Consider the following 25,232-nt stretch of genomic DNA (forward strand, 5'->3'; position numbering starts at 1 on the left):
CACGTGTGATCAGGCAGAGGCCCGTGCCGCGGACGCGCCGGGCCCGGGTCGCCGCACCCCTTTCACAGCGGAACCTCGCTTGTTTCCCGCCATTTCAACCCCCGAAACACGCCCTTCGATGTGACTTGCACGACGTTGAACGGGCCCGGCCTCACCTTCCCGGTCATGGAGGCGTAGCCTTAATTCCCGCTGTCCATCACCTTGTGAAGCGGAAGAGGGCGGTTGCCGCCGTGTCGCCACAGTCCCCCAGTAACGCATCGAGTGTCTCGACCGACGCAGACCAAGCGGGCAAGAATCCCGCGGCCGCGTTCGGTCCGAACGAGTGGCTCGTCGACGAGATCTATCAGCAGTACCTCCAGGACCCGAATTCGGTAGACCGCGCCTGGTGGGACTTCTTCGCCGACTACAAGCCGGGGGCGGCTGCCACCCCGGCGCCGGCGGCTCCCGCGGCCGCGGGGGCCGCGGAGACCACCGGCGCCGCTCAGGCGCCCGCCCCGGCCGCTCCGGCGGCCCCGGCCGCGCCCGCGGCCCCGAAGCCCGCCGCGGCCGCTCCTGCCCCGGCCCAGGCCCCCGCGCAGCCCAAGGCCCCGGCTCCCGCGCCGGCCGCCGCCAAGCCGCAGCAGCCGAAGGCCAAGGCCGCCGAGCCTGCCGACGGCCCGGAGCTGGTCACGCTGCGCGGCCCGGCCGCCGCCGTCGCGAAGAACATGAACGCCTCGCTGGAGCTGCCGACCGCCACCTCGGTCCGCGCGGTCCCGGTGAAGCTGCTGTTCGACAACCGCATCGTCATCAACAACCACCTCAAGCGCGCCCGGGGCGGGAAGATCTCCTTCACGCACCTGATCGGCTACGCGATGGTGCAGGCCATCAAGGCCATGCCGGCGATGAACCACTCGTTCGGCGAGAAGGACGGCAAGCCGACCCTGGTCAAGCCGCCGCACGTCAACCTCGGCCTCGCCATCGACCTGGTCAAGCCCAACGGCGACCGCCAGCTCGTCGTCGCGGCGATCAAGAAGGCCGAGACGCTGAACTTCTTCGAGTTCTGGCAGGCCTACGAGGACATCGTCCGCCGCGCCCGTGACGGCAAGCTGACGATGGACGACTTCACCGGCGTGACGGTCTCCCTGACCAACCCGGGCGGCCTCGGCACCGTGCACTCGGTACCGCGCCTGATGCCCGGCCAGTCGGTGATCATGGGCGTCGGCTCCATGGACTACCCGGCGGAGTTCCAGGGCACCTCCCAGGACACCCTGAACAAGCTCGGCATCTCGAAGGTCATGACGCTCACGTCGACCTACGACCACCGGGTGATCCAGGGCGCCGCCTCCGGCGAGTTCCTGCGCCAGGTCGCCAACCTGCTGCTCGGCGAGAACAACTTCTACGACGAGATCTTCGAGGCGCTGCGCATCCCCTACGAGCCGGTCCGCTGGCTCAAGGACATCGACGCCTCGCACGACGACGACGTCACCAAGGCCGCCCGGGTCTTCGAGCTGATCCACTCCTACCGGGTCCGCGGCCACGTCATGGCCGACACCGACCCGCTGGAGTACCGCCAGCGCAAGCACCCCGACCTGGACATCACCGAGCACGGCCTCACCCTGTGGGACCTGGAGCGCGAGTTCGCGGTCGGCGGCTTCTCCGGCAAGTCCCTGATGAAGCTGCGCGACATCCTCGGCGTGCTGCGCGACTCGTACTGCCGCACCACCGGCATCGAGTTCATGCACATCCAGGACCCCAAGCAGCGCAAGTGGATCCAGGACCGCATCGAGCGCCCGCACTCCAAGCCGGAGCGCGAGGAGCAGCTGCGCATCCTGCGCCGGCTGAACGCCGCGGAGGCCTTCGAGACCTTCCTGCAGACGAAGTACGTCGGCCAGAAGCGCTTCTCCCTGGAGGGCGGCGAGTCCGTCATCCCGCTGCTGGACGCGGTCATCGACAGCGCGGCGGAGTCCCGCCTGGACGAGGTCGTCATCGGCATGGCCCACCGCGGCCGGCTGAACGTGCTGGCCAACATCGTCGGCAAGTCGTACGCCCAGATCTTCCGCGAGTTCGAGGGCAACCTCGACCCGAAGTCGATGCACGGCTCCGGCGACGTGAAGTACCACCTGGGCGCCCAGGGCACCTTCACCGGCCTGGACGGCGAGCAGATCACGGTCTCGCTGGCCGCGAACCCCTCGCACCTGGAGGCGGTCGACCCGGTCCTGGAGGGCATCGCCCGCGCCAAGCAGGACATCATCAACAAGGGCGGCACGGACTTCACGGTCCTGCCGGTGGCGATCCACGGCGACGCGGCCTTCGCGGGCCAGGGCGTGGTGGCCGAGACGCTGAACATGTCCCAGCTGCGGGGCTACCGCACCGGCGGCACGGTCCACGTGGTCATCAACAACCAGGTCGGCTTCACCGCCGCGCCCGAGTCCTCGCGTTCCTCCATGTACGCGACGGACGTGGCGCGCATGATCGAGGCGCCGATCTTCCACGTGAACGGCGACGACCCCGAGGCCGTCGTGCGTGTCGCGCGTCTGGCCTTCGAGTTCCGCCAGGCGTTCAACAAGGACGTGGTGATCGACCTCATCTGCTACCGGCGCCGCGGTCACAACGAGTCGGACAACCCGGCGTTCACGCAGCCGCTGATGTACGACCTGATCGACAAGAAGCGCTCGGTGCGCAAGCTCTACACCGAGTCCCTGATCGGTCGCGGCGACATCACCCTGGAAGAGGCCGAGCAGGCCCTGCAGGACTACCAGGGCCAGCTGGAGAAGGTCTTCACCGAGGTCCGCGAGGCCACCTCGCAGCCGGCGACGGTCCAGACCCCGGACGCGCAGGCCGAGTTCCCGGTCGCCGTGAACACCGCCGTCTCCTCGGAGATCGTCAAGCGGATCGCCGAGTCCCAGGTCAACATCCCCGACCACATCACCGTCCACCCGCGACTGCTGCCGCAGCTGCAGCGCCGGGCGTCGATGGTCGAGGACGGCACGATCGACTGGGGCATGGGCGAGACCCTCGCCTTCGGCTCGCTGCTGCTGGAGGGCGTCCCGGTCCGGCTCGCCGGCCAGGACTCCCAGCGCGGCACCTTCGGCCAGCGGCACGCGGTCATCATCGACCGCAGCACCGGCGAGGAGTACACGCCGCTGCAGTACCTGTCGGAGGACCAGGCACGCCTGAACGTCTACAACTCGCTGCTGTCCGAGTACGCCGCGATGGGCTTCGAGTACGGCTACTCGCTGGCCCGCCCCGACGCACTCGTGCTGTGGGAGGCTCAGTTCGGTGACTTCGTCAACGGTGCGCAGACCGTCGTGGACGAGTTCATCTCGTCGGCGGAGCAGAAGTGGGGCCAGACGAGCGGCGTGACGCTGCTCCTCCCCCACGGCTACGAGGGCCAGGGCCCGGACCACTCGTCCGCCCGTCCCGAGCGCTTCCTCCAGCTCTGCGCCCAGAACAACATGACGGTCGCGATGCCCACGTCGCCGTCGAACTACTTCCACCTCCTGCGGTGGCAGGTGCACAACCCGCACCACAAGCCGCTGGTCGTCTTCACCCCGAAGTCGATGCTGCGCCTGAAGGCCGCCGCGTCGAAGGCGGAGGAGTTCACCACGGGCGGCTTCCGCCCGGTCATCGGCGACGAGTCGGTGGACCCGGCCGCCGTGAAGAAGGTCGTCTTCTGCGCGGGCAAGGTCTACTACGACCTGGAGGCCGAGCGGGTCAAGCGCGGCGTCACGGACACGGCGATCATCCGCATCGAGCGGCTGTACCCGCTGCCCGGCACCGAGCTCCAGGCGGAGATCAAGAAGTACCCGAACGCCGAGAAGTACCTGTGGGCCCAGGAGGAGCCGGCGAACCAGGGTGCCTGGCCGTTCATCGCGCTCAACCTGATCGACCACCTGGACCTGGCGGTCGGCGCGGACGTCCCGCACGGCGAGCGCCTGCGCCGTATCTCACGTCCGCACGGCTCGTCCCCCGCCGTGGGCTCCGCGAAGCGGCACCAGGCGGAGCAGGAGCAGCTGGTGCGTGAGGTGTTCGAGGCGTGAGGCGGTGAGCTCCGGCTCACCGCGCTCCACGAGCGCGTAGCAGGGCCCGGCCCCCAGGGTTCACGACCCCGGGGTCCGGGCCCTTCGCCGTACCCGGGGCGTGGTGTCGTCGGCGCGCCCGGTGAGGCGGGCACGTTCCTCGAGCGCCTCGGCCAGCTCCTCGTGCAGGCCCGCCCTCCTCGCGTGCCCGGCGGTGTGTCCGTAGGCCTCGATCGCCCGGTCCAGATAGCTGGGGCCCTCCACCTCGACGTGCAGGAGGGCGAGCATCGAGGCCCTCGTCATCCAGCAGCGCGCGAGGAACCCGGGGTCCTCGGAGCTGCGGATGGCCTCGCCCATCGTCCACTCCGCCTCGTGGAGGTCGGACGGCACGTGCTGGATCGTGTAGCGCCTGAGGTGGGCCTGCGCGAGGCCGGCCCACCGGAACGGGACGGCGGGATGGCCCGGCGGGGTCTCCTGAAGGGCGGTGCGCAGCAGGGTGACGGCCCGCACGGCGTCGTCGGCCGACCCGCGCGCCGTGCTCCTGTCCATCAGGGCCGTGCCGTAGTCGTACAGCAGCCCGGCCCGGTCTAGATCGTCGTCGTCCAGCAGCCGTTCGGCCTGCGCCCAGGCCTCCACCGCCCGGTCCAGCTGCTCGCCGTCACGGGTCCGGTCGTAGACCCCCCGGTAGATGCGCGCCGCCCGCGCATAGCACTCGCGCCGCAGTGCCAGGTCCTCGCCGGCGGCCCGGAGCGCCTGGTCCACGGCGTACAGCGTCTGCCGCTCCCGTTCCTCGTCGTCCGGCGGCCGGACGAACTCGCGGGCGGACGCCACCGCCAGCCAGGCCCTGCAGCGCTCCTCGTCCGACAGGTCGCGTCTGCCGCGGGCCGCGACCCGGAAGTCGTCCATGGCGCGCACCGCCAGCTCGGCGGCCCGCTCGGGCAGCGGCCGGGCCGTGCGCACCCGCCCGTCGCCGGCGTACTGCCGCGCCAGGTCCAGCAGCAGCTGCCCCCGGACGACCTGCGCGCGCTCCCGGCTGGGGAACGCCAGCCGTACGTCGGCCGCGTCGACGGCCCGGTGCAGGTGTGCGAGGTACCACTGCTCGGCGTCGGGCGCCCGGTACGGCCCGTCCGCCCCGGGGTGGTCCGCGCCCGCCTCCGCGACGGCCCGGCGCACGTACGGCAGGGCCGCCGCGGCGGTCCGCGGGCCGTTCAGGCCCTCGGGGCAGGAGCCCGCCCCGTCCATCGCCAGGGACAGGTCCCGGTCGGCCACGTACAGCAGCACCGCACGCGCGAACTCCTCGGCCCGGTATCGGCCGTCCGCCGCGCCGCGCGCCCACTCCCGCAGCCCGGGCGGGACGCCCTCGAAGTCGAGGCCGCGGCCGCCCAGCTCACCGGCGAGCGCCCAGCAGACCAGCCCCCGGGTGAGGCTTCCTGGGGCACCGAGGCGGTCCGGGGCCCTGATCGCCTCCCAGGCGTCGCGCAGATCGTCCCCCACCCGCCGCACCCGCCAGCGCACCAGCAGGGCGTTGGCCAGCTCCTCGGCGGCGGACAGCCGCTCCGGGGCCTGTGCCGACGCCTCCACCGCCTGGTGCAGATACCGGATGGCGGCGTCGAGTTCGCGGGTGAGGCCCTCGCCCTCGAACCGGCCTATGGCCTTCCTGCCCCTGCCGAGGAGCTCCGCGGCCGTGAGCTCCGGGCGCTTGGGGGCCGCCGGGATCCGCGCCCCGAGGTCCCGCAGCACCGCGGCCGACACCTCGGCGAACGCCCGTAGTGCGGACGGTTCGTCCTCGACCGGCCCGACGGGCGGCCCCTGCGCGTCCGGGTCCACCGCACCGCGCAGGAACGCCCCCGCCAGGGCCGGGAAGTTGCGCGCGCTGCGCCCGAACTTCCGGTCCACGTACTCGGAGCAGTGTTTGAACAGGAGCTGGGCCTCGTCCAGGGTGAGCCGCGACCGCAGCTCGACCGCCACCCCCGGCAGGAAGTCGTAGCGCACGGCCCGCGGGTCGTTCGCGTCCTCGCGGCGCCTGAGCAGCCCGCCGAGCAGCACCTCGGACAGCGCCTCGGGGCCGCTGCCGGCGAGCATGGCGTGCTGGACGAGCTGCATGACCGGCAGGTACAGCGGCACCGCCGACAGATACACGGCGAGCCGGCGGGCCTCCGGGGAGGCGGCCCGCCAGAAGGCCCGGACGCGGTCGGTGCCGCTGACGTCCTCCGTGGCCCGCACCGGCGCCCGGGACTCGGGGTGGTCGGCGTGCACCCAGCCGGCCGCCGCGGCCAGCGACTGCCCCGTGGTTCCCGACACCAGCCGGGCCCAGCCCTCCACCGAGCCCCGGCGCAGCGCCAGCACGGGGACGGGCAGGGCGCCCCGCTCGACGCGCCCCCTGTCCGGCCGGAACTCCAGCGTTCCCGCGGGCCCTTCGCGCCTGCGCAGCATGCCGCGCCTGGCCGGCAGATGGGTGCGCATCCACATCCGCTGCGGCAGCGGCTGGATCACGGCGACGGGCGCGGTCGACGCCCAGCGGTGCAGCAGCCGCTGCATCCGGCCGCTGCGCCACATGGGGCCGGCGCAGTCGCTCAGGACGAGGGTCAGACGCCGACCGGTCGGGTCGCTGAGCTGCTCGGGGGCGTGCAGCGGGCCGGCCCGCTCGGGGGCGGCGGCGTAGCCGGGGAGCCCGCCGGGCGCCTCGTGGAGGTACTGCACCTGGACCTCGCGGAAGGCTCCGGCCCGTTCGCAGACCTGGCGCAGTTCGTCGAGCACCTGCTGCCACACCACGGTGGAGGTGGAGACGTCCATCAGGAGCAGCAGCCGTGCCTCGCGGCGGCGCTCGGTGCGCAGCACGGGCAGCACGATCCCGGACTCGGCTGCCTGTTCGGCGGTGGCGCGTTCGTCGAGGGTGCGCGGCACGGGGCGTACGGGTGCGCGGTAGCGCTGGAGGGGGCGTAATCCGCGTTGCAGGGCGAGGGGTTCGGGCAGGACCGGTGCCGCGGGCGCGCTCACCGGCGCCGCCCGGACACCGGCGGAGTCGCCCGCGGGGACGGGGGCGAACAGCCGGGCGCCGTCGGGCTGCCGTTCGGGGCTGCCGGCGGTGACAGTTCCGTACGCCCCCGCCGACGCGGACATCCGGTGGGCGTCGGCCGCGGGTGCGGGTGCGGCGTACGGCGGCGCGGCGGACGCGGGGTCCCGCGGCCGGTCGGCGCCGGGCAGGTGACGGGCCAGCCACAGGGCGTCCGCGAGCTCCTCGACGTCGGGGACGACGCCCGCGTCGCGCAGGCGTGCGACCAGCGCCGCGAGCGCGTCGCTCATGGCGCCGGCCGGGACGCCGGGGACCCGCGTGGACATCGGCTACCTGGGCCCGCGGTCCAGGGGCTGCATCAGCAGCTCCGCGATCTCCTCGCGCCGCGCCGCGTCCCGGGCGGCGTGCTGGGCCAGGAAGATGGCGTTGAGCAGCTGGTCGGTGGGGCGCAGCGCACCGTCCGCCTCGGCCTCCGTGAAGTGGTCGACGATGTCGTGGTGAGCCTCGTGGGCGTCCTGGCCGAAGTGTGCCTGGACCAGCGCGGCGAGGCGCTCGTCGCGGGGCGCCTTGAGATCCAGCGGGATGCAGCGGCGCAGCAGCGGGGCGGGGAACTCGCGCTCGCGGTTGCTGGTCATGACGACGAACGGGAACGCGCGGCAGCGCACCTGCCCCTCCGTCACCTCGACCTTGCGTCCGTCGTCGGTGAGCACCCGCACCACCGGCGTCCGGTCGGCGATCCGCTCCAGCTCGGGGATCGCGAACCTGCCCTCCTCCAGCACGTTGAGCAGGTCGTTCGGCAGGTCGATGTCGCTCTTGTCCAGCTCGTCGATGAGGAGCACCCGGGGTCGGTCGGCGGCGAGCAGCGCGGTGCCGAGCGGGCCGAGCTTGATGTACCGGCCGATGTCCTCGGACTCCGGTGCCTGGGCACGGCGGCGGCGCAGGCGCGGCGCGGGATCCTCCGCGGCACGCCTGAGCTGGGCGTCCTGAAGCCGCCCGATGGCGTCGTACGTGTAGAGGCCGTCCCGCAGCTCGCTGCGGCTCACGATGGGCCACTCCAGGACCCGGCCCAGGCCGAGTTCGTGGGCGACGGAGTGCGCGAGCGTCGACTTGCCGACTCCCGGCTCGCCGGTGACCAGCAGGGGGCGCCTCAGGTACAGGGCGGCGTTGACGAGTTCGAGGGTGCCGGAGTCCTGGATCGGCAGCGGTGCGGCGTCGCCGCCCAGCCTGCGGTGCGTGGCGGAGTCGAGGGCCGGGACGTCGTACGGCACGACCGTGGCGTCGAACGCCCGCCACGGCGGCGGGCCGGGCAGCCGGTCGATCCTGTCCGGATCCGGGCGCCCGTCGCCCTGGTAGACGAACCACTCGCTCATGCTGCGCTCCTCGTCGACGGTCGGTGGTGGTCCACGTCCTGGCTGACGGGGGCGTCGCGCACCCACAACGGGCCCCTGGAAATGTACCCACGCCCGGCCCGCGGCACCGATCTTTTCGGCCGCCCGTCGCGGTGGGCCCTTCGGCCGGTGGTGCGGGCGGGCGGGGTGCTCACAGCGGCGCGTCCAGGGTTTCGGTCTCCTCGGCCGGGAGCGGCCTGCGCGGGTCGTCGTAGAGCAGCGCGAGCGGTTCGGCCCAGGTGTGGCCGGCGCGCCGCTCGCTGATGTCCTGCCTCAGATGCCGTAGCCGGTCGGGGAGTTCGGCCAGCGAGCCGAGGGTGCCGAGCAGTTCCTGCGCCTTGGCGTGGAGGGTGTCGCAGTCCTCGGCGCAGGTGCGGGTGGCATGGCCGTCGATGTGCCACAGGGCGACGCCGTGCCCGTTCTCCAGGGCGAGCTTCAGCGCGGCCCGCCCCGGACCGCGGCCCGCCGGGCGGCACATCACGGGGATGCGGTCGACGGCCGCCTCCCGGTAGCCGAGGCCGGTGGTCACGACGCCGCGCTGCGGAGTGCGCCAGGAGACGAAGCGCTGCCGGGCGGTCATGGCCTGCCAGCGGTCGGTCCACAGTTTGTCCGGATCTCCCCGGCGTGCGAGCGAGCGCAGTACCACCCGGCGGCGCGCCCCGAGGTGCCCGGCGTCGTCGAGCTGGGCGATGTCGTCGAACCGCCAGCGGTGCACCGCGATGTCGAAGTGCTCGGCGGGCAGGGCGACTTCGAGCGGCACCGGACGGTCCCTGCGGTCCTTGGCGCGCAACAGGTCGCCGAGCGGCCTGCGCAGCGCCTGGACGAGTTCGCCGGGCAGCCGGCCGTGCACGGAGTCGTCGGTCTCGTGCAGCTCGGGATCACCCGTGCCGTCGCCGTCGTCGAGCCAGATCTGCCAGAAGAAGCGGGTGGGTTCCGAGCCGATCACGGGGTCGAGCAGGACGGCGACCGTGGGGCCCTCGCCGGGGCCGGGATACGGGATCACGACGCGCCCGGCCCGCTCCGCCGGGGCGGCGCACAGCTCGTCCGGCAGCCGTACGTCACGGACGAAGGCGTGCATCTCGCGGCGCGGATCGCGGCGCAGCCGCCGCTCGATCCAGGCGCCGAGCGGGGCGCACGGTTCACCCCGGGCCCGCACGTAGGCGTCGACGAACCGCAGGTAACGCAGGAACGCGAGCGGGTCGAGCGGGTGCGCGCCCTCGTAGAGCAGCCCGTAGCCGTCGCGCCAGGTCCGCAGGTCGGGCGGCGGGCCGGGCAGTCTCGTGCCGCTGCGGGCCCGGGTCGCGAGCGCCTCCACGGTGGGCGCGTCCGGTGGCGCGGGCAGCGTGGCCAGCAGATTCAGCGCCTCCCGGCGATCCGTCGGCGTCCACCCCGCCCCTGCGTCGGCCACCGGTCCGCACTGCTGGTCGACCCAGTTGTCCCCGCTCTCGGAGACCGGCTCCATGCCGTGCCACCGGTCGTGGGCGGCGATGACGGCGCGGTAGGTCTCGCCGAACCGGCGCAGCGCCGCGATCGCGACCGCCTTGCCGCCGTCCTGCTGCTTGCGCCGCGACTTGACCAGACCCACCACGGCCCCGGTGGCCGGGTCGAGCAGCGGGCCGCCGGAGACCCCGGCCGGGAAGTCGACGTCGGGCCTGATGATCAGCCCGTATTCGTCCTCGTGGCCGTTGATCTCGGCGTCCACGGCGCGGGCGTGGGTGTGCGGAGGTTCGGGGTAGTAGCCGTACACCCTGACCGGACCGGAGTGCCGTACGGCCCTGTCGGCGAGCCACACACACTCGTGGGGCTGCTCCTCCGCGTCGCCCCGCAGGCGCACCAGCGCGAGGTCCTCGTCGAGCGGTACGACGGGCCGGTCGGGGTCGGTGAGCAGCCACTGCGCCAGCCGCGCCTCGGCGTCGACCCCCTCGCCCCGGACCCGGAAGGTCAGCTCCCGGTCCGTCCTCAGGTGCTGGCGCAGCACATGGGCGGCCGTCAGCACCCAGCCCGGGGCCACGAAGAAGCCGCTGCCCCACAGAGGCTTGTCCTCTCCCCCAGCCGGGAGCAGGTGCACGGTGGCGGCCGTGGCCAGGGCGTGCAGGCGTTCGTTGGGCCCGGTCATGCGCCGGTGGGTCCCTGACGGGGGTCGGCCGGGCGGTCGAGCTGCCAGGTGAGGGTGACCTGGAGTGAGGCCTTGGCCTCTCCACGGGCGAGGACGGCGACGGCCAGGCCCTCCTTGGCGGTCAGCTCCACTCCGAAGGTGATGGCGGCCTCGGTGGGCCTGGCGGCGCGGGCGGCGTCGAGCACCGTGGCGCCTACGCCGGTGATCAATTCGTGCAGTTGTTCGACCTTGGCCCGCGCGGTGTCCGTGAAGCCGACGTCCTCCTGGTCGCCGTAGGCGTCGGCGCTCCCGACCCGGGCGGTGACCACCATGCCGTTGGGCAGTTCGATGTCCTGGATGTGACTCACGGCGTTCCCCCGTCGAGCTTGCGTTCCGTCCAACCGGCCACAGCCGGCGCACCCTTGGAGTGCGATGAGGCTAGCCTTCCGCACCGCTCCCGGGGGAGGCCGTTAACTCGCCAAGTGGCGCATATTCTGAAGGCATGTACTTCACCGACCGAGGCATCGAAGAGCTGGAGAAGCGGCGCGGCGAGGAGGAGGTCACCTTCGAGTGGCTCGCCGAGCAACTGCGCACGTTCGTCGACCTGAACCCGGACTTCGAGGTGCCCGTGGAACGCCTGGCGACATGGCTGGCGCGACTGGACGACGAGGACGAGGAGTAGGGGCGGGGTCGCACCTGGCGCGCTCGTGATGTGAGCACGGGCCCGGCGGAACGGCTCTGCGCCAGGAGCTTGGCGGGGGCCTGGGGGCTGCGGCTGGGGTCTGCGGCCGGGGCTGGGCGGGGCGGATTGCGAAGGCACGTGGCCGGGGCGGGGTGCCGACCTGAGGCCCTCGTGGCCGATGCGGGGTGCCGACGGCCCGTGGCCGGGCTGGGTGCCGACGCGAGGCCCGCGACCGGTGGGGGCGGACACCGGGGGCTCGTGGCCGGTACAGGGCCGACCTGAGGCGGCCGAAGCGGGCGAACACCGGAGACACGCGGCCGGTACGGGACGGGCGCCCGGGGCCCTCGTGGCCGGTGCGGGGTGCCGACCTGCGGCAGCCGGTACAGGACGGGCGGCGGAGCCCTCGTGGCGGTGCGGGGTGGCGACCTGCGGCCCATGGTCTTCATCGGGTGACGGCCTGAGCCCCGCGGCCGAAGCGGGCGGACACCGGAGACACGCGGCCGGTACGGGGTGCCGATCTCAAGCCCGCAGCCGTTACGGGGCGGACACCCGACGCCCCCTGTCTGTGTGGCGGCCCACCTGAGGCCCGCAACCGATGCGGGGCCGAGGCCTGCGTAGCCTGCGGGCGCCGCCCGTTCCCTGGACCGGGAGGTGTCGTCAGTCGCGCGGGTGGGCCAAGTTGTACGTCAGGCTCAGCCCGCCGTGGGCGAGGAGCAACAGGCCCGCGGCGGTCCAGCCGGGGCTGTGGCGGCGTACGCCCCAGGCGGCGAGCGGGACACCGGCGGCCACCTGGGCGAGAGCGAGGGCGCTGGCCCTGGGGTCACCCGACCACGGCAGGCAGGCGATCAGGCGGCCACCGTCGGCGACAGCCTCGGCGGCCGTGCCGCCTCGCCCCGGCACCTCGATCGTGCGGGCACCCGGCGAGGCCTGGGCAGCGCCGAGGAGGTGGCCCGTCGGGGCACCCGGGGTGAGGCCCGGCGGCAGTACGACGCCCGCGCGCGTGAGGAGTGCGAGGAGGGCGCGCAGGCGGCCGGGAGCGTCGGCCTCGGCGTCCGGTCGCGTGAGGCGGCCCAGGGCCTGCGCGTCGGTAAGCGTGTCCAGGTCCAGGCGGGCCGCGAAGGTGCGCATCGCCTCGTCCCCGCCCGCGGGGGTGCCGTCGGCCAGCCAGTCGTAGCCGACGGGGCGACGGAAGCCGCAGGCCAGGGCGAGGCCCGCGCCGTCCGGGTCCCACCACAGGGCGAGCGCGGGCCAGGGCGCGCCGACGGCGAGGGCGGTGGCCCAGCCGGTGAGAACGCGGTCGACGGGTTCGGCACCCCGCAGCCAGGGGCCGCCCTCGGGAACGAGGACGCTCCAGTCGTGACCGGCACCGGCGAGGGCCATGCGCTCGCGGAGCAGCTGGGCGACGGGGGCGACGGCGTCGGGGGCCGCCCGGCAGAGGAGCAGGGCGCCGGTGGACGGCGTGCCTGCCGCGCGTGGTCCGGCCTGGGGGTCTTCCGTCGGCATGCCCACACGGTAGGGGCATGTATCCATATTTGCCCCGCTTCGCGGGACGCATAGCGGCACCGGGTCACCGAAAAGAGTGCCTTGACTTCCCACGGCCACGATATATCGTGAATCACGGAAGACGCGATATGGCGTGTCGAGGTCTGTCCGCCCTCTCCCGTGTGCGGTCAGGCAGGTTCGAGGAGGTCAGCACCATGCCCGAGTGGTCCGTCGCCGAGCCGAGGAAGCTCACCTTCGACGAGCCCGTGAGGAAGCTCCACGTCCGCATCGTCAACGGAACGGTGAACGTGGTGGGCACCGACGAAGGTTCCGCCCGTCTGGAGATCGGCGGGATCGAGGGGCCGCCCCTGATCGTCACCCAGCAGGGCGGCACGCTGACGGTGGCGTACGAGGACCTGCCCTGGAAAGGCTTCCTCAAGTGGCTCGACCGCAAGGGCTGGCGCCGCAGCGCGGAGGTCTCGCTGGCGGTCCCCACGGGCACCCGCGTGGAGGTCGGCGCCGTCAGCGCCGCCGCCGTGATCTCCGGGATCGAGGGGCACACCGAGGTCAAGGGCGTCTCCGGGGACACCACGCTCGTCGGGCTCACGGGACCGGTCCGCGCGGACACCGTCTCCGGGAGCCTGGAGGCCCAGGCGCTCGGCGGCGACCTTCGGTTCAACTCCGTCTCCGGCGATCTGACCGTGGTCGAGGGCGCCGGCTCCTCCGTCAAGGCCGACTCGGTCAGCGGCTCGATGATCGTCGACATAGATCCGACCGGCGGCCCGAGCGACATCAGCCTGACCAGCGTCTCCGGCGAGATCGCGATCCGGCTCCCGCATCCCGCGGACGCGGAGGTGGAGGCCAACACCGCGAGTGGGGCCGTCTCCAACGCCTTCGAGGACCTCCGCGTCACCGGCCAGTGGGGCGCCAAGCGCATCACCGGCCGCCTCGGCGCGGGCAACGGCCGCCTGAAGGCCACGACAGTCTCGGGCTCGATCGCCCTGCTGCGCCGCCCGCCCGTGGAGGACGACGGAGCATGGCCCGCCCCGGCGGACGAGCGGCACGACGCAACGAGGGAGAATCCGGATTCCGGCCCGGGCGAGGCTGTGCAACCGACCAGCGCCCCGGCCGATGGCACGACCGACAAGAAGGTGCTCTGACATGCCCCCCGTCTTCGCTCACGGCCGTCTCCGCCTCTACCTGCTGAAGCTGCTCGACGAGGCCCCGCGACACGGCTACGAGGTGATCCGCCTCCTCGAGGAACGCTTCCAGGGGCTGTACGCCCCGTCGGCGGGCACCGTCTATCCGCGCCTGGCGAAGCTGGAGGCCGAGGGCCTGGTCACCCACACCACCGAGGGCGGCCGCAAGGTGTACGCCATCACGGACGCCGGACGCGCAGAGCTGGCCGACCGCAGTGGTGAACTGGCCGACCTGGAGCTGGAGATCCGCGAGTCGGTGGCGGAGCTGGCCGCCGAGATCCGTGCCGATGTGCGGGGCGCGGCGGGCGATCTGCGGCGCGAGATGCGGGCAGCGGCGACCGCGGCCCGCCGGAACGGCACGTCGGGCGGTGACGCCGGGGAGTCCACGGAGTACACCGACAAGGAGTCCTGGCGCGCCGCGAAGGAGGAGATGCGGCGGGTCAAGCAGGAATGGAAGGAGCAGGCCCGGCGCGCCAAGGACGAGAGCCGCCGGGCCCGCGAGGAGGCCCAGCGGGCGCGGCGCCAGGCCGACGAGGCGCAGGAGCGGGCCCGGGAGCAGGCCCAGGAGGAGATGCAGCGCATCGCCCGGAAGGTGCAGGAGCAGGTGCAGGACCACTTCGCGCGGGGTGACTGGCCGACAGGGCTGCGCGAGGGACTGACGGAACTCGCGAAGGGGTTCGGCGAGTTCGGGAAGGACTTCGGCAAGGACCTCGGATTCGGGCGCGGTGGAGCGGCGAGGCCGGCCCCGGAGTACTCGACGACTCCGGAGGACTTCCCGGCCGAACACGAGCCGGCCTGGGCCCACGAGGACTCCGCCGGCGGCGACCCGGCCCGCGACCTGGACCGGCTCCTCGACCGCTTTCGCGACGACATCCGTGACGCGGCCCGCGACCATGGCGTGACGCCGGACCAGCTCCGGGACGCGCGGCGTCATTTGTCGACGGCGGCGGCGCAGATCGGGGCGCTGCTGCGGGTACCGAAGGGGTAGAGGCCGACCGGCGCCGCGAGGTGCGTGCCGAGCGGCGCCGATGACCAGGAGAACCGTCCGCCGTACTGCCGAAGGTCAGCAGCACTGCCAGAGGAAGCGGCCCTCCTTGCCGTCCGGCGAGACAAAGGCGTACCCGATGCCCGCGTCGCCGAAGTCGACGTCGAAGGGGAGGTCGCAGGAGTCCAGCTGGGCGACGAGCCACCAGCCGTCACCGGGCGGCTCCTCGCCCTGGAGCCAGTTCGGCTCGATGCCGGGTCCGCCGAGGAACTGCAACGGCCGCCCGCCGTCCCCCTCTTCACCCTCAGCCTGTTCACCTTCAGCCACTTTGCCCTCGCCACCCTCGTCACCTGCCCCGGCGTCGTCCTGGGGCGCGCACGGCAGGTGGTCGGCGCCCGCGCTCGGCCCCTCGGCCCGGCCGGCCACCGTCACGAAGTCGGGTATCCGGCCGCCGGGCTGGATCACGAGCGCGTTCTCCCCGGCCTCCGGCTCATAGGTGCCGTCGACGAAGTCGTCCTCGTCGCCCGTCATGAACAGATAGGCCAGACGTCCGTCCCCCAGGGCGAACTGCGCGAGGAACTCCATGGGTTCACCGGTCGTGCCCGACAACGGCCACTGCGGCTCCGCCAGCCACACCGGCTGGCCCCCGGCCTTCGTCACCGCCTCTCGTACGGCACCCTCCGTCGGCACGAAGGCGAGCGGCACCGGCTCGGACACGGTCACGGCAGCTCCTCGGCAGCAGGACGTCCGGAAACGACGTCGACGCCGCCCACCGTAGGACCCGCCACTGACACCGCACCCCGGGCGAGCGCTCCGGCCGCGCGCGGCGGCGGCGCCGGTTCAGCCCGCCTTGGCCTCTTCCCCGTCGCCGAGCACGCGGGTCACCGACTCGTACGTGACGCCATGGTCGGCGAGCACCTCGGCGGGGACGCCCGGGCGGGCGGTCAGGGCGAGGAGGATGTGTTCGTCGCCGATGGTCCGTTCACGGCGGGCGACGGCGATGCGCAGGGACTTCTCCAGCACGTCCTTGGCACCGCGGCTGAAGGTGCGCCGCCCGCTCCACCACCCCCGGTCCCCCCGGTCCCCGGCCATCGCTCCCACGCCGTGCGTCTCCTCCACCCGCGAGACGATCTGCGAGACGTCGATCCCGAGCCCGGCCAGCGCGTCGGCATCGGCCTGCGACAGACCAGCACGCCGCCGAGCCTCTTCCAGTGCCCGCACGACCGACTCCCGGCTCCGGTCCAGCCCGAGCGCGGCCAGCGCGAACGAGCCCCGGCCGGTCCCGCGGTCGAGCAGGGCGAGGAGGGCGAGGAGCAGGTGCTCCGCTTCGACGGTCTGTGCCCCCGCCCCCTCGCAGTGCTCGACGGCGCCCTTCACCACGGCACGCGCATCCTTCGTGAACCGCTCGAACATCATCGCCTCCCGTACTTCTTGTGCACGGCCTGCCTGCTCACACCGAGTTCCGCGGCGATCTCCTGCCACGACCAGCCCTGATGGCGCGCACTCCGCACCTGCACGGCCTCCAACTGCTCCAGCAGCCTCCGCAGCGCGGCGACGGCGCGCAGCCCCACCCGCGGATCGCGGTCACCGGCTCGCTCGGCGAGTTCCGTGGCATCGCTCATGATGTCAACTTAGGTTGACAGGAACGCTCCTGTCAACCAGGGTTGACAACACAGCGGCCGGCCCGCATCCGGACCGGCCGCCGTACGGACGAGCGGAGAGTCTCAGCCGTTGGTGAGCACGATCTTGCCGAACTGCCCGCCCGACTCCAGCCGCTCGAAGCCCTCGCGGGCCCGGTCCATCGGCAGCACCTCGTCGATGACCGGGCGGACGCCGGTCGCGGCACAGAAGGACAGCAGGTCCTCCAGCTCGTCCTTGGTGCCCATCGTGGAACCGACGACCTTCAGCTCCAGGAAGAAGATGCGGGTCAGCTCGGCGTGGGCGGGGCGGTCACCGCTCGTGGCACCGGTGATGACGAGCGTGCCGCCGGGGCGCAGCGACTTCACCGAGTGGGACCAGGTGGCGGCGCCGACCGTCTCGATCACGGCGTCCACGCGCTGCGGCAGCCGGGCACCCGACTCCAGCGCCTCCACGGCACCGAGCTCCAGGGCACGCTTGCGCTTCGCCTCGTCCCGGCTGGTGGCGAAGACGCGCAGCCCGGCGGCCTTTCCGAGCACGATCGCGGCCGTGGCCACGCCGCCACCGGCGCCCTGCACGAGCACCGAGTCACCGGGGCGCACGCCGGCGTTGGTGAACAGCATGCGGTACGCGGTGAGCCAGGCCGTCGGCAGACAGGCGGCCTCCTCGAAGGACAGTTCCTTGGGCTTGGGCAGGATGTTCCAGGTCGGTACGGCGACCTGGTCGGCGAACGTGCCCTGGTAGCGCTCGGTGAGGATGGAACGGGGTTCCTGCGGGCCGACCCCGTGCCCTGTCTGACCGATGACGGAGTGCAGGACGACCTCGTTGCCGTCCTCGTCGACGCCGGCGGCGTCACAGCCGAGGATCATCGGCAGCTTGTCCTCCGCGAGGCCCACGCCGCGCAGGGACCACAGGTCGTGGTGGTTGAGGGAGGCGGCCTTGACGTCGACGACACTCCAGCCGGGCCTGGCCTCGGGGGCGGGGCGCTCCCCCAACTCCAGGCCGCTGAGCGGCTGGTCACGGTCGATTCGGGCGGCGTAGACAGCGAACATGCGCCCGACGATAGGCTGCGCCCCCGCCCGGACGGAACCGCACACCCCTGTGACACATGCCCACTTGCCAGGACCACCCCTTACGGCCGACCCGGAGACCTCCGGGCCCACCCGGGCGCGTCCCGGCCGCGGGCCCACCACGTTTCACCACACCGGACACCGCACCGGGCCACGCCCACGACACCGCCCGGCCGGCGAACCGACCCCCGCAGCACCCGGCCTGCAAGCCCACACCCACGATGCTGCTCGGCTCGCTCTCCCCGCCTCCGCAGCCCCGCGCACACCCGCGCACACCCGCGCCACGAGCCCCACCATGACGCCACCCAGCCCTCTCGCCGGCGTCCTCGGCACCCAGGCCCCCGCGAAACCCGTGACAACCGCAGACGGCACGCCACACGTCACACGGCGCACGCCACAGGCCGCACGCCACACGCCACACGCCACACGCCACACGCCACACGCCACAGCGACGATCCGCACGTACGCCCGCGACTCCGCCCAGCAGCCGAGCCCGCACCCGCCAACGGCAACCGCCCCCGCCGGCAGCCCGCCCCCACCGTCGGCCCACCCCTACCGGCGGCGCCCCCCTGCACACCCGAACGGGCGGGCGGGCGGAAAGAAAGATGGCCCCGCCCGAACAGGGCGGGGCCAGCACAAGGGAGCCTCAGCGGCGAGCCACGCCCTCCGCCCGCGCCGCGGCCGCGACAGCGGCCGTCACCGCGGGCGCCACCCGCTCGTCGAACGGCGACGGAATGACGTAGTCCGCGGCGAGGTCGTCCCCGACAACGCCCGCGAGCGCCTCGGCCGCCGCGATCTTCATGCCCTCGGTGATCCGGGACGCCCGCACCTGGAGCGCGCCCGCGAAGATCCCCGGGAACGCCAGCACGTTGTTGATCTGGTTCGGGAAGTCCGACCGGCCCGTCGCGACGACCGCCGCGTACTTGTGCGCCACATCGGGGTGCACCTCGGGATTCGGGTTCGCCATGGCGAACACGAACGCGCCCTCGGCCATGGAGGCGACCGCCTCCTCCGGCACCGTACCGCCGGAGACGCCGATGAAGACGTCCGCGCCTTCCAGCGCCACCTCCAGCGAACCGGAGATCCCGGCCTTGTTGGTGAAGCCCGCGACCTCGCGCTTGACCGGCGTGAGATCCTCCCGGTCGACGGAGACGACACCCTTGCGGTCCGCGACCGCGACGTCCCCGATGCCGGCCTCGACCAGCATCTTCGCGATCGCGACACCGGCCGCGCCGGCGCCCGAGATGACCGCCCGGAGTTCGGCGAGCGTCTTCCCGGTCAGCCGCGCGGCGTTGCGCAGGGCCGCCAGCGTCACGACCGCCGTGCCGTGCTGGTCGTCATGGAAGATCGGGATGTCCAGCCGTTCCTGGAGCCTGCGCTCGATCTCGAAGCAGCGCGGCGCCGAGATGTCCTCCAGGTTCACGCCGCCGAAGGAGGGAGCGAGGCGGACCACGGTCTCGACGATCTCGTCGACGTCCGTGCAGGCGAGCGCGATCGGCACCGCGTCCACGCCGCCGAACTGCTTGAACAGGATCGCCTTGCCCTCCATCACCGGAAGGGAGGCCTCGGGTCCGATGTCCCCGAGTCCGAGCACCGCCGTACCGTCGGTCACGACGGCGACGACGGACGACTTCCACGTGTAGTCGTGGACGAGTTCCGGCTGCTCGGCGATCGCGGTGCACACCTTCGCGACGCCGGGCGTATACGCCAGGGACAGGTCGTCCTTGTCGCGGACCGGCACGGTGGCCTGCACGGCCATCTTGCCGCCGCGGTGCAGCGCGAACGCCGGATCGAAGGAATCGAGGGGCTCCGCGGCCCCTCCTTCCTGCTCCGTGCCGCTGTCGCTGCGAGGATTGACGATCTCCGCTGCCACTTTGTCTGACCCCTTAAGTGTTCATGGTTTTGAGGGTGGGTTCCGCTCCTGGTGAGGAGCGGGCGGGCACCGCGCAGAGCCAGGAGGTGATGCGTTCGGGCAGCTACGCGACGGGCGCGCCGCACACGCGCCCTGAGCCCCGGATGAGGGGTTAAAGAACCTTCTTACCGGACGGAGGGCATCGCCGACGAGTCCATCACGGGAAGATCACATGCCAGTGACATGACTCATGGCCGAATATGGGGACAAGCGCCCGTTAAACCCTTGACAAAGCCGCAATGGCCGCCAAACACCGGCTTCCGTACATCCACATCCTGAGACACACCGAAGGACTTGCGGCCGGAAGCGCATATTCCCGTAGAAGGTCCGGTCGTGATGTACCGGAGTGGTCTGGTTCGGGGGTCACCCGTTATCCGATTTTGACATGACGGGTCGCCTGAATGGGCCAGTCCGAATGGCAAGATGCCGTAATCACACGAGGTCGCGACACCCGAAGCTGTGTGTTCTCGTCGACCCATCGGCAACTGCCGCCCATCGGCACTTCACCCATCCGCCGGAGGAACCCACCATGACCGCAAGCTCCACCCGTCGTACGACCGCCGCACGCAGCAGGCTGGCAGCGGTCGGCTCGATCGCGGTCGCAGGCGCCCTGCTTCTCACCGGTTGCGGTGACCAGACGGAAAGCGGTGGCTCGGACAGCACGGACACCGCGTCCAAGAGCGCGGCCCCGCTGGCAGACAAGCTGCCCCAGCAGATCCGCGACAAGGGCGTCATCAAGGTCGGCTCGGACATCGCCTACGCGCCGGTCGAGTTCAAGGACAGCTCCGGCAAGACGGTCGGCATCGACCCGGACGTCGCCGCCGCCATGGGCAAGCAGCTCGGTGTGACCTTCGAGTTCGAGAACGGCACCTTCGACACCCTCCTCACCGGTCTGCGCTCCAAGCGTTACGACATCGCCATGTCCGCGATGACCGACACCAAGGACCGCCAGGAGGGCATCGACTCCGACACCGGCAAGAAGGTCGGTGAGGGCGTCGACTTCGTGGACTACTTCACCGCCGGCGTCTCGATCTACACCAAGAAGGGCGACGACCAGGGCATCAAGACCTGGTCCGACCTGTGCGGCAAGAAGATCGTGCTGCAGCGCGGCACGGTCTCCGAGGACCTCGCCAAGGCCGAGGCCGCGAAGTGCCCGAAGAACAAGAAGCTCTCCATCGAGGCCTTCGACAACGACCAGCAGGCCCAGACCCGCCTGCGCGCGGGCGGCGCCGACGCCGGCTCCTCCGACTTCCCGGTCGCCGCGTACGCGGTGAAGACCTCCGGTGGCGGCAACGACTTCGAGCTGGTCGGCGAGCAGGTCGAGGCCGCTCCGTACGGCATCGCCGTGGCCAAGAACAACACCCAGCTCCGGGACGCCCTGCAGGCCGCTCTGGATGCGATCATCGCCAACGGCGAGTACGACAAGATCATAGAGAAGTGGGGCGTCGAGGACGGCGCCGTCGACAAGGCCACCATCAACGGCGGCAAGTGACCGCGCGGTCATCGACCAGCGGCACTGAAAGGCAACACCCGTGACTGTTGACATCGACAAGACGACGGGTCCGGCCGGCACGCCCCCGGCCGGACCGGAGGCCATCAAGGCCATCCCGGTCCGGCACTACGGGCGGTACGTCACCGCCGTCGTCACGCTCGCCCTGCTGGGCGGCGTCATCTACGCGTTCTCCCAGGGCAGGATCAACTGGGGAGCGATTCCGGACTACTTCTTCAACGACCGCATCCTCGGCGGTGTGGGCAACACGCTCCTGCTGACCGTGCTGTGCATGCTGATCGGCATCGTCGGCGGCATCGTGCTGGCGGTGATGCGCCTGTCGCACAACCCGGTGACCTCCTCGATCGCCTGGTTCTACATCTGGTTCTTCCGCGGCACCCCGGTCCTGGTCCAGCTCATCGTCTGGTTCAACCTGGGCCTGGTCTTCGAGTACATCAACCTCGGCCCGGTCTACCGGGACGAGTGGTCGGACTTCATGACCCCGTTCCTGACCGCGCTGCTCGGCCTCGGCCTGAACGAGGCCGCCTACATGGCCGAGATCTGCCGCGCCGGTCTGCTCGCGGTCGACGAGGGCCAGACCGAGGCGTCGCACGCGCTGGGCATGAGCCACGCCAAGACGCTGCGCCGGATCGTCATCCCGCAGGCGATGCGCGTGATCGTGCCGCCGACGGGCAACGAGGTCATCAACATGCTGAAGACGACCTCGCTGGTGTCGGTCGTCCAGTACTCCGACCTGCTCCGCGTCGCCCAGGACATCGGCCAGACCTCGGGCGCCCCGGCCGAGATGCTGTTCCTCGCGGCCGCCTGGTACCTGCTGCTGACCTCGATCTTCAGCGTCGGCCAGTACTACCTCGAGAGGTACTACGCCCGCGGTTCCAGCCGCTCGCTGCCGCCGACGCCACTGCAGAAGATCAAGGCCAACATGTTGTCCCTCGGCCGCCCGAAGGGAGGCACGGCATGACCGAGAAGATCGAGAAGAACGAGACGACCGACACGACCGCGACGACCGATGAGGTCAAGGAGACGGCCACCCCGGTGAAGGGCAGCGCCGTCCCCATGGTCAAGGCGGAGGGCGTCCACAAGTCCTTCGGTCACGTCGAGGTCCTCAAGGGCATCGACCTGGAGGTGAAGACCGGCGAGGTCTTCTGCCTGATCGGCCCCTCCGGCTCCGGCAAGTCGACCTTCCTGCGGTGCATCAACCACCTGGAGAAGATCAACGCCGGACGGCTGTACGTCGACGGCGAGCTGGTCGGCTACCGCCAGAAGGGCGACAAGCTGTACGAGCTGAAGGACAGCGAGGTCGCGCTGAAGCGGCGCGACATCGGCATGGTCTTCCAGCGCTTCAACCTCTTCCCGCACATGACGGCGGTGGAGAACATCATCGAGGCGCCGATCCAGGTCAAGGGCACCAACCGGGCCCAGGCCAGGGTGCGGGCGATGGAGCTCCTGGACCGGGTCGGCCTGGCCGACAAGGCCGGGAACTACCCCTCGCAGCTCTCCGGCGGCCAGCAGCAGCGCGTCGCGATCGCCCGGGCCCTCGCCATGGACCCGAAGCTGATGCTGTTCGACGAGCCGACCTCGGCGCTCGACCCCGAACTCGTCGGTGACGTCCTCGACGTCATGCGCGACCTCGCCGAGTCCGGCATGACGATGATCGTCGTCACCCACGAGATGGGCTTCGCCCGCGAGGTGGGCGACAGCCTGGTCTTCATGGACGGCGGCGTGGTCGTGGAGTCCGGCAACCCGAGGGACGTCCTGACCAACCCGCAGCACGAGCGGACGCAGGCGTTCCTGTCGAAGGTGCTGTAAGCGCACGGGCCCGGCAGAAGGGGCGGTACGGAGTCTCCGTACCGCCCCTTTCCGTGTCCGCTTTCCGTGTCCGCGGGGCTACTTCAGCCCGAGCAGCAGCGTGTCCGACGGCGAGCACCACACCGGACGTGCCTCCCCGAACCCCTGCTCGCGCAGTACGCGCGCGTGCCACTGGGCCGACGGCATGTCGCCGTCCGCGTGGTCGCCGTAGATCTCGAAGCGGCGGGCGGTGGGTCCGGCGAGGGCGGGGTCCTTGGCGGCGAGCTGCCACCACTCGGCCCAGTCGAGGGCACCCTCCTGCTGTGCCCGGCCCATGCGCGCGTGCCGCAGGGTGCGCTCGGCGGCGTTGATACGGGGGGTGCTGTCGTCGATCATGCGGTCGGCGTTCATGAAGACGCCCCCGTGCCGGACGAGCCCGGCGATCCGGCCGTACAGCGCCTGGAGCGGTTCGGCGTGGAACCAGTGCAGGGCGGTGGCGGTGAGGACCGCGTCGTACGTCTCGTGGGGCAGCCGGGCGGTCCAGTCGGGGTCCTTCAGGTCGGCCTCGACGAGGGTGACGCGGTCGTCGCCGTCGAAGGTGCCGCGCGCGATGGTGAGCAGCGCCGGGTCGAGGTCGATGCCGGTGCTGGTGGCGTCGGGGAAGCGGTCGAGCAGGCGGGCGGTGATGGTGCCGGTGCCGCAGGCCAGGTCCAGTACTCGCGGGGCCGTGCCGGCGAACGCCTCGACCATGTCGAGCATCACCCGGAAGCGCTCCTCGCGGTCCGGCATGTACCACTCCTGCTGCCGGTCCCAGCTCTCCTGCCAGGCGTTCCAGTCGGTGCCGATGCTCGTCGTCATGGGAACCCCTTCTCCACTCACCCGCGTAATACCCTGGAAGCACGATCAGCTGTTACGCGACCGCAGACATGACCATAGAGCCCCTTTGTAAGGACTACAAGTGGAACTGGCCTATTACTCGGACTATGCCGTACGCCTCGTCAACAGCGAGGAGCCGGCCCGGGGCAAGGACTCGCTGACCTCGGTCGAGGCTGTTCGGGAGCTCTTCGGCGGCAACCAGTCGGCCGCCCGCCGCGCCACCGACGCGGACGTGACCAGGTTCCGCTCGGTCCGGGGCCGGCTGCGCTCGGTCTTCGAGGCTGCCGACGGCGGCGACGAGACGCTCGCAGTGGACCTGCTGAACTCCCTGCTGCTGGAGTTCCCGGTGAGCCCGCAGATCTCCGGCCACGACCACCGCGACGACGACGGCCGCCCCCTGTGGCACATGCATCTCGCGGACCACCCGTCGAACGCCACCTCGGGCTACGCGGCGATCGCGGCGATGGGTCTGGCCTTCCACCTCACCGAGTACGGCGTGGACCGCCTGGGCCTGTGCGAGGCGGCCCCGTGCCGCAACGCCTACCTCGACACGTCCACCAACCGCTCCCGCCGCTACTGCTCCGACCGCTGCGCCACCCGCGCCAACGTGGCCGCCTACCGGGCGCGCAAACGCCTGGAGGCCGACCGGCCGGAGAGGACGGGCCTGGCCGCCGAGAGCGCCCAGCGCAGCACGGCCAGCGGCGAACGCTGATCCGGCTTGCGCGGCCGGTAGCGGAACACGACCCGGCCCAGGACCAGCTCGTCGGGCACGACACCGTAGTCGGTGCTGTCCCCGCCCGCGTACGCGTTGTCGCCGAGCACCCACCAGCCGCCCTCGCGGCGCTCCGCCGCCCGCTTGACGACGAGCAGGTCCTGCTGGAAGGGGTGCCGCAGGACGAGGACGTCGCCCGGCCTGGCCCGGACGCCGTGACGCAACAGGAGCCGGTCCCCGTGGTACAGCGTCGGCACCATCGACGGCCCGGTCACCTCGGCCAGTCCGAAGGGCGGGACACCCCTTTCGCGCTCGGTCTCCTGCGACAGCTCCGGCATCCCGGCACCTCCCCGGTTCGATCCTCCACCAGTCTCAGTCTCACCCCGGACTTTTGTCCTAAGCCCATGGGGGCACTCGCGAAATCACGTCGCTCAGGGAGTAATGTCCCCCCTGAGAAGACGATCACGAGGAAGGAATGCTCCATGCTTTCCCGCCTGTTTGCCCCCAAGGTCAAGGTCAGCGCGCACTGCGACCTGCCCTGCGGTGTGTACGACCCTGCCCAGGCCCGCATCGAGGCGGAGTCGGTGAAGGCCGTCCAGGAAAAGATGGCCGGTAACGACGACCCGCACTTCCAGGCTCGTGCCACCACGATCAAGGAACAGCGCGCCGAGCTGGCCAAGCACCACGTCTCGGTGCTCTGGAGCGACTACTTCAAGCCCCCGCACTTCGAGAAGTACCCGGAGCTGCACCAGCTGGTCAACGACACCCTGAAGGCCCTCTCGGCCGCCAAGGCGTCCACCGACCCCGCCAGCGGCCAGAAGGCCCTGGACTACATCGCCCAGATCGACAAGATCTTCTGGGAGACCAAGAAGGCCTGACGCCTC

At 71.8% G+C, this 25,232-nt stretch carries 21 protein-coding genes; 9 read left to right on the forward strand and 12 right to left on the reverse strand.

The window, feature by feature from the left end:
• Positions 1-230: 230 nt before the first annotated feature.
• A complete protein-coding gene (locus tag ACIHCM_RS23505; protein WP_399898997.1) occupies positions 231-4,019 on the forward strand; it encodes a multifunctional oxoglutarate decarboxylase/oxoglutarate dehydrogenase thiamine pyrophosphate-binding subunit/dihydrolipoyllysine-residue succinyltransferase subunit in 3,789 nt (1,262 codons plus the stop codon).
• 60 nt (positions 4,020-4,079) lie between these two features.
• On the opposite strand, the gene ACIHCM_RS23510 is transcribed toward ACIHCM_RS23505, so the two are convergent.
• The 4 genes from ACIHCM_RS23510 to ACIHCM_RS23525 all read right to left on the reverse strand — a co-directional run bounded on the left by ACIHCM_RS23510 (position 4,080) and on the right by ACIHCM_RS23525 (position 10,862).
• Entirely contained in the window at positions 4,080-7,337 is a 3,258-nt protein-coding gene (locus tag ACIHCM_RS23510; RefSeq protein ID WP_399899000.1) for an SAV_2336 N-terminal domain-related protein, read from the reverse strand.
• 3 nt (positions 7,338-7,340) lie between these two features.
• Entirely contained in the window at positions 7,341-8,381 is a 1,041-nt protein-coding gene (locus ACIHCM_RS23515) for an AAA family ATPase (protein ID WP_399899003.1), read from the reverse strand.
• A gap of 169 nt (positions 8,382-8,550) precedes the next feature.
• Positions 8,551-10,515, reverse strand: a complete 1,965-nt coding sequence (locus ACIHCM_RS23520; protein WP_399899004.1) for a trypsin-like peptidase domain-containing protein — start codon at positions 10,513-10,515, stop codon at positions 8,551-8,553.
• Positions 10,512-10,862, reverse strand: coding sequence for a CU044_2847 family protein (locus ACIHCM_RS23525; protein WP_399899007.1), 351 nt, complete (start codon positions 10,860-10,862; stop codon positions 10,512-10,514). Before ACIHCM_RS23525 ends, ACIHCM_RS23520 begins: the two co-directional genes overlap by 4 nt.
• 134 nt (positions 10,863-10,996) lie before the next feature.
• Between ACIHCM_RS23525 and ACIHCM_RS23530 the strand changes: the two genes are divergently transcribed.
• Positions 10,997-11,176, forward strand: a complete 180-nt coding sequence (locus ACIHCM_RS23530; protein ID WP_023586593.1) for a DUF6104 family protein — start codon at positions 10,997-10,999, stop codon at positions 11,174-11,176.
• Between the two features lie 657 nt (positions 11,177-11,833).
• On the opposite strand, the gene ACIHCM_RS23535 is transcribed toward ACIHCM_RS23530, so the two are convergent.
• Positions 11,834-12,679 (reverse strand): hypothetical protein, encoded by an 846-nt coding sequence (locus ACIHCM_RS23535; RefSeq protein ID WP_399899010.1) that lies wholly within the window; start codon positions 12,677-12,679, stop codon positions 11,834-11,836.
• Positions 12,680-12,873: 194 nt separating this feature from the next.
• Here ACIHCM_RS23535 and ACIHCM_RS23540 point away from each other — a divergent pair, with 194 nt between their 5' ends.
• Together ACIHCM_RS23540 and ACIHCM_RS23545 are read left to right on the forward strand one after the other, a co-directional pair.
• Positions 12,874-13,818, forward strand: a complete 945-nt coding sequence (locus tag ACIHCM_RS23540; RefSeq protein ID WP_399899013.1) for a DUF4097 family beta strand repeat-containing protein — start codon at positions 12,874-12,876, stop codon at positions 13,816-13,818.
• A gap of 1 nt (position 13,819) precedes the next feature.
• Entirely contained in the window at positions 13,820-14,845 is a 1,026-nt protein-coding gene (locus ACIHCM_RS23545; RefSeq protein WP_399899015.1) for a helix-turn-helix transcriptional regulator, read from the forward strand.
• Between the two features lie 75 nt (positions 14,846-14,920).
• Here ACIHCM_RS23545 and ACIHCM_RS23550 read toward each other — a convergent pair whose 3' ends face one another.
• The 5 genes from ACIHCM_RS23550 to ACIHCM_RS23570 form a co-directional block, all read right to left on the reverse strand.
• Entirely contained in the window at positions 14,921-15,565 is a 645-nt protein-coding gene (locus ACIHCM_RS23550; RefSeq protein WP_399899018.1) for a hypothetical protein, read from the reverse strand.
• A gap of 117 nt (positions 15,566-15,682) precedes the next feature.
• Positions 15,683-16,255 (reverse strand): Clp protease N-terminal domain-containing protein, encoded by a 573-nt coding sequence (locus ACIHCM_RS23555; protein ID WP_399899421.1) that lies wholly within the window; start codon positions 16,253-16,255, stop codon positions 15,683-15,685.
• Positions 16,255-16,464, reverse strand: coding sequence for a helix-turn-helix domain-containing protein (locus ACIHCM_RS23560; RefSeq protein ID WP_399899021.1), 210 nt, complete (start codon positions 16,462-16,464; stop codon positions 16,255-16,257). The genes ACIHCM_RS23555 and ACIHCM_RS23560 overlap by 1 nt, the downstream gene beginning before the upstream one ends.
• Before the next feature lie 102 nt (positions 16,465-16,566).
• Positions 16,567-17,532, reverse strand: coding sequence for a zinc-binding dehydrogenase (locus tag ACIHCM_RS23565; protein WP_399899024.1), 966 nt, complete (start codon positions 17,530-17,532; stop codon positions 16,567-16,569).
• A 664-nt stretch (positions 17,533-18,196) separates the two neighbouring features.
• A complete protein-coding gene (locus ACIHCM_RS23570; protein WP_399899025.1) occupies positions 18,197-19,423 on the reverse strand; it encodes an NADP-dependent malic enzyme in 1,227 nt (408 codons plus the stop codon).
• A gap of 568 nt (positions 19,424-19,991) precedes the next feature.
• On the opposite strand from ACIHCM_RS23570, the gene ACIHCM_RS23575 reads away from it, so the two are divergent.
• From ACIHCM_RS23575 to ACIHCM_RS23585, 3 genes are all read left to right on the forward strand, one after another.
• Positions 19,992-20,954, forward strand: a complete 963-nt coding sequence (locus tag ACIHCM_RS23575; RefSeq protein WP_399899028.1) for an ABC transporter substrate-binding protein — start codon at positions 19,992-19,994, stop codon at positions 20,952-20,954.
• Positions 20,955-20,994: 40 nt separating this feature from the next.
• On the forward strand, positions 20,995-21,933 hold the full coding sequence (locus ACIHCM_RS23580) for an amino acid ABC transporter permease (RefSeq protein ID WP_399899031.1): 939 nt from the start codon (positions 20,995-20,997) through the stop codon (positions 21,931-21,933).
• A 95-nt stretch (positions 21,934-22,028) separates the two neighbouring features.
• The gene (locus ACIHCM_RS23585) at positions 22,029-22,781 is read left to right on the forward strand and encodes an amino acid ABC transporter ATP-binding protein (RefSeq protein ID WP_393105709.1); all 753 of its coding nucleotides are present in this window, start codon (positions 22,029-22,031) and stop codon (positions 22,779-22,781) included.
• A 78-nt stretch (positions 22,782-22,859) separates the two neighbouring features.
• On the opposite strand, the gene ACIHCM_RS23590 is transcribed toward ACIHCM_RS23585, so the two are convergent.
• Positions 22,860-23,618 carry a class I SAM-dependent methyltransferase gene (locus ACIHCM_RS23590; protein WP_399899034.1) on the reverse strand — a complete coding sequence of 253 codons (759 nt, stop codon included), beginning with the start codon at positions 23,616-23,618 and terminating at the stop codon, positions 22,860-22,862.
• 100 nt (positions 23,619-23,718) lie between these two features.
• On the opposite strand from ACIHCM_RS23590, the gene ACIHCM_RS23595 reads away from it, so the two are divergent.
• A complete protein-coding gene (locus ACIHCM_RS23595) occupies positions 23,719-24,348 on the forward strand; it encodes a CGNR zinc finger domain-containing protein (RefSeq protein WP_399899037.1) in 630 nt (209 codons plus the stop codon).
• Here ACIHCM_RS23595 and sodX read toward each other — a convergent pair.
• Positions 24,252-24,686 (reverse strand): nickel-type superoxide dismutase maturation protease, encoded by a 435-nt coding sequence (gene sodX, locus ACIHCM_RS23600; protein WP_399899040.1) that lies wholly within the window; start codon positions 24,684-24,686, stop codon positions 24,252-24,254. The genes ACIHCM_RS23595 and sodX overlap by 97 nt on opposite strands.
• A gap of 144 nt (positions 24,687-24,830) precedes the next feature.
• On the opposite strand from sodX, the gene sodN reads away from it, so the two are divergent.
• A complete protein-coding gene (gene sodN, locus ACIHCM_RS23605; RefSeq protein WP_399899043.1) occupies positions 24,831-25,226 on the forward strand; it encodes a superoxide dismutase, Ni in 396 nt (131 codons plus the stop codon).
• Positions 25,227-25,232 lie beyond the last annotated feature (6 nt).

It is taken from the genome of Streptomyces sp. NPDC052023 (assembly GCF_044548465.1).
In the GTDB taxonomy this organism is placed as follows: Bacteria; Actinomycetota; Actinomycetes; order Streptomycetales; family Streptomycetaceae; genus Streptomyces.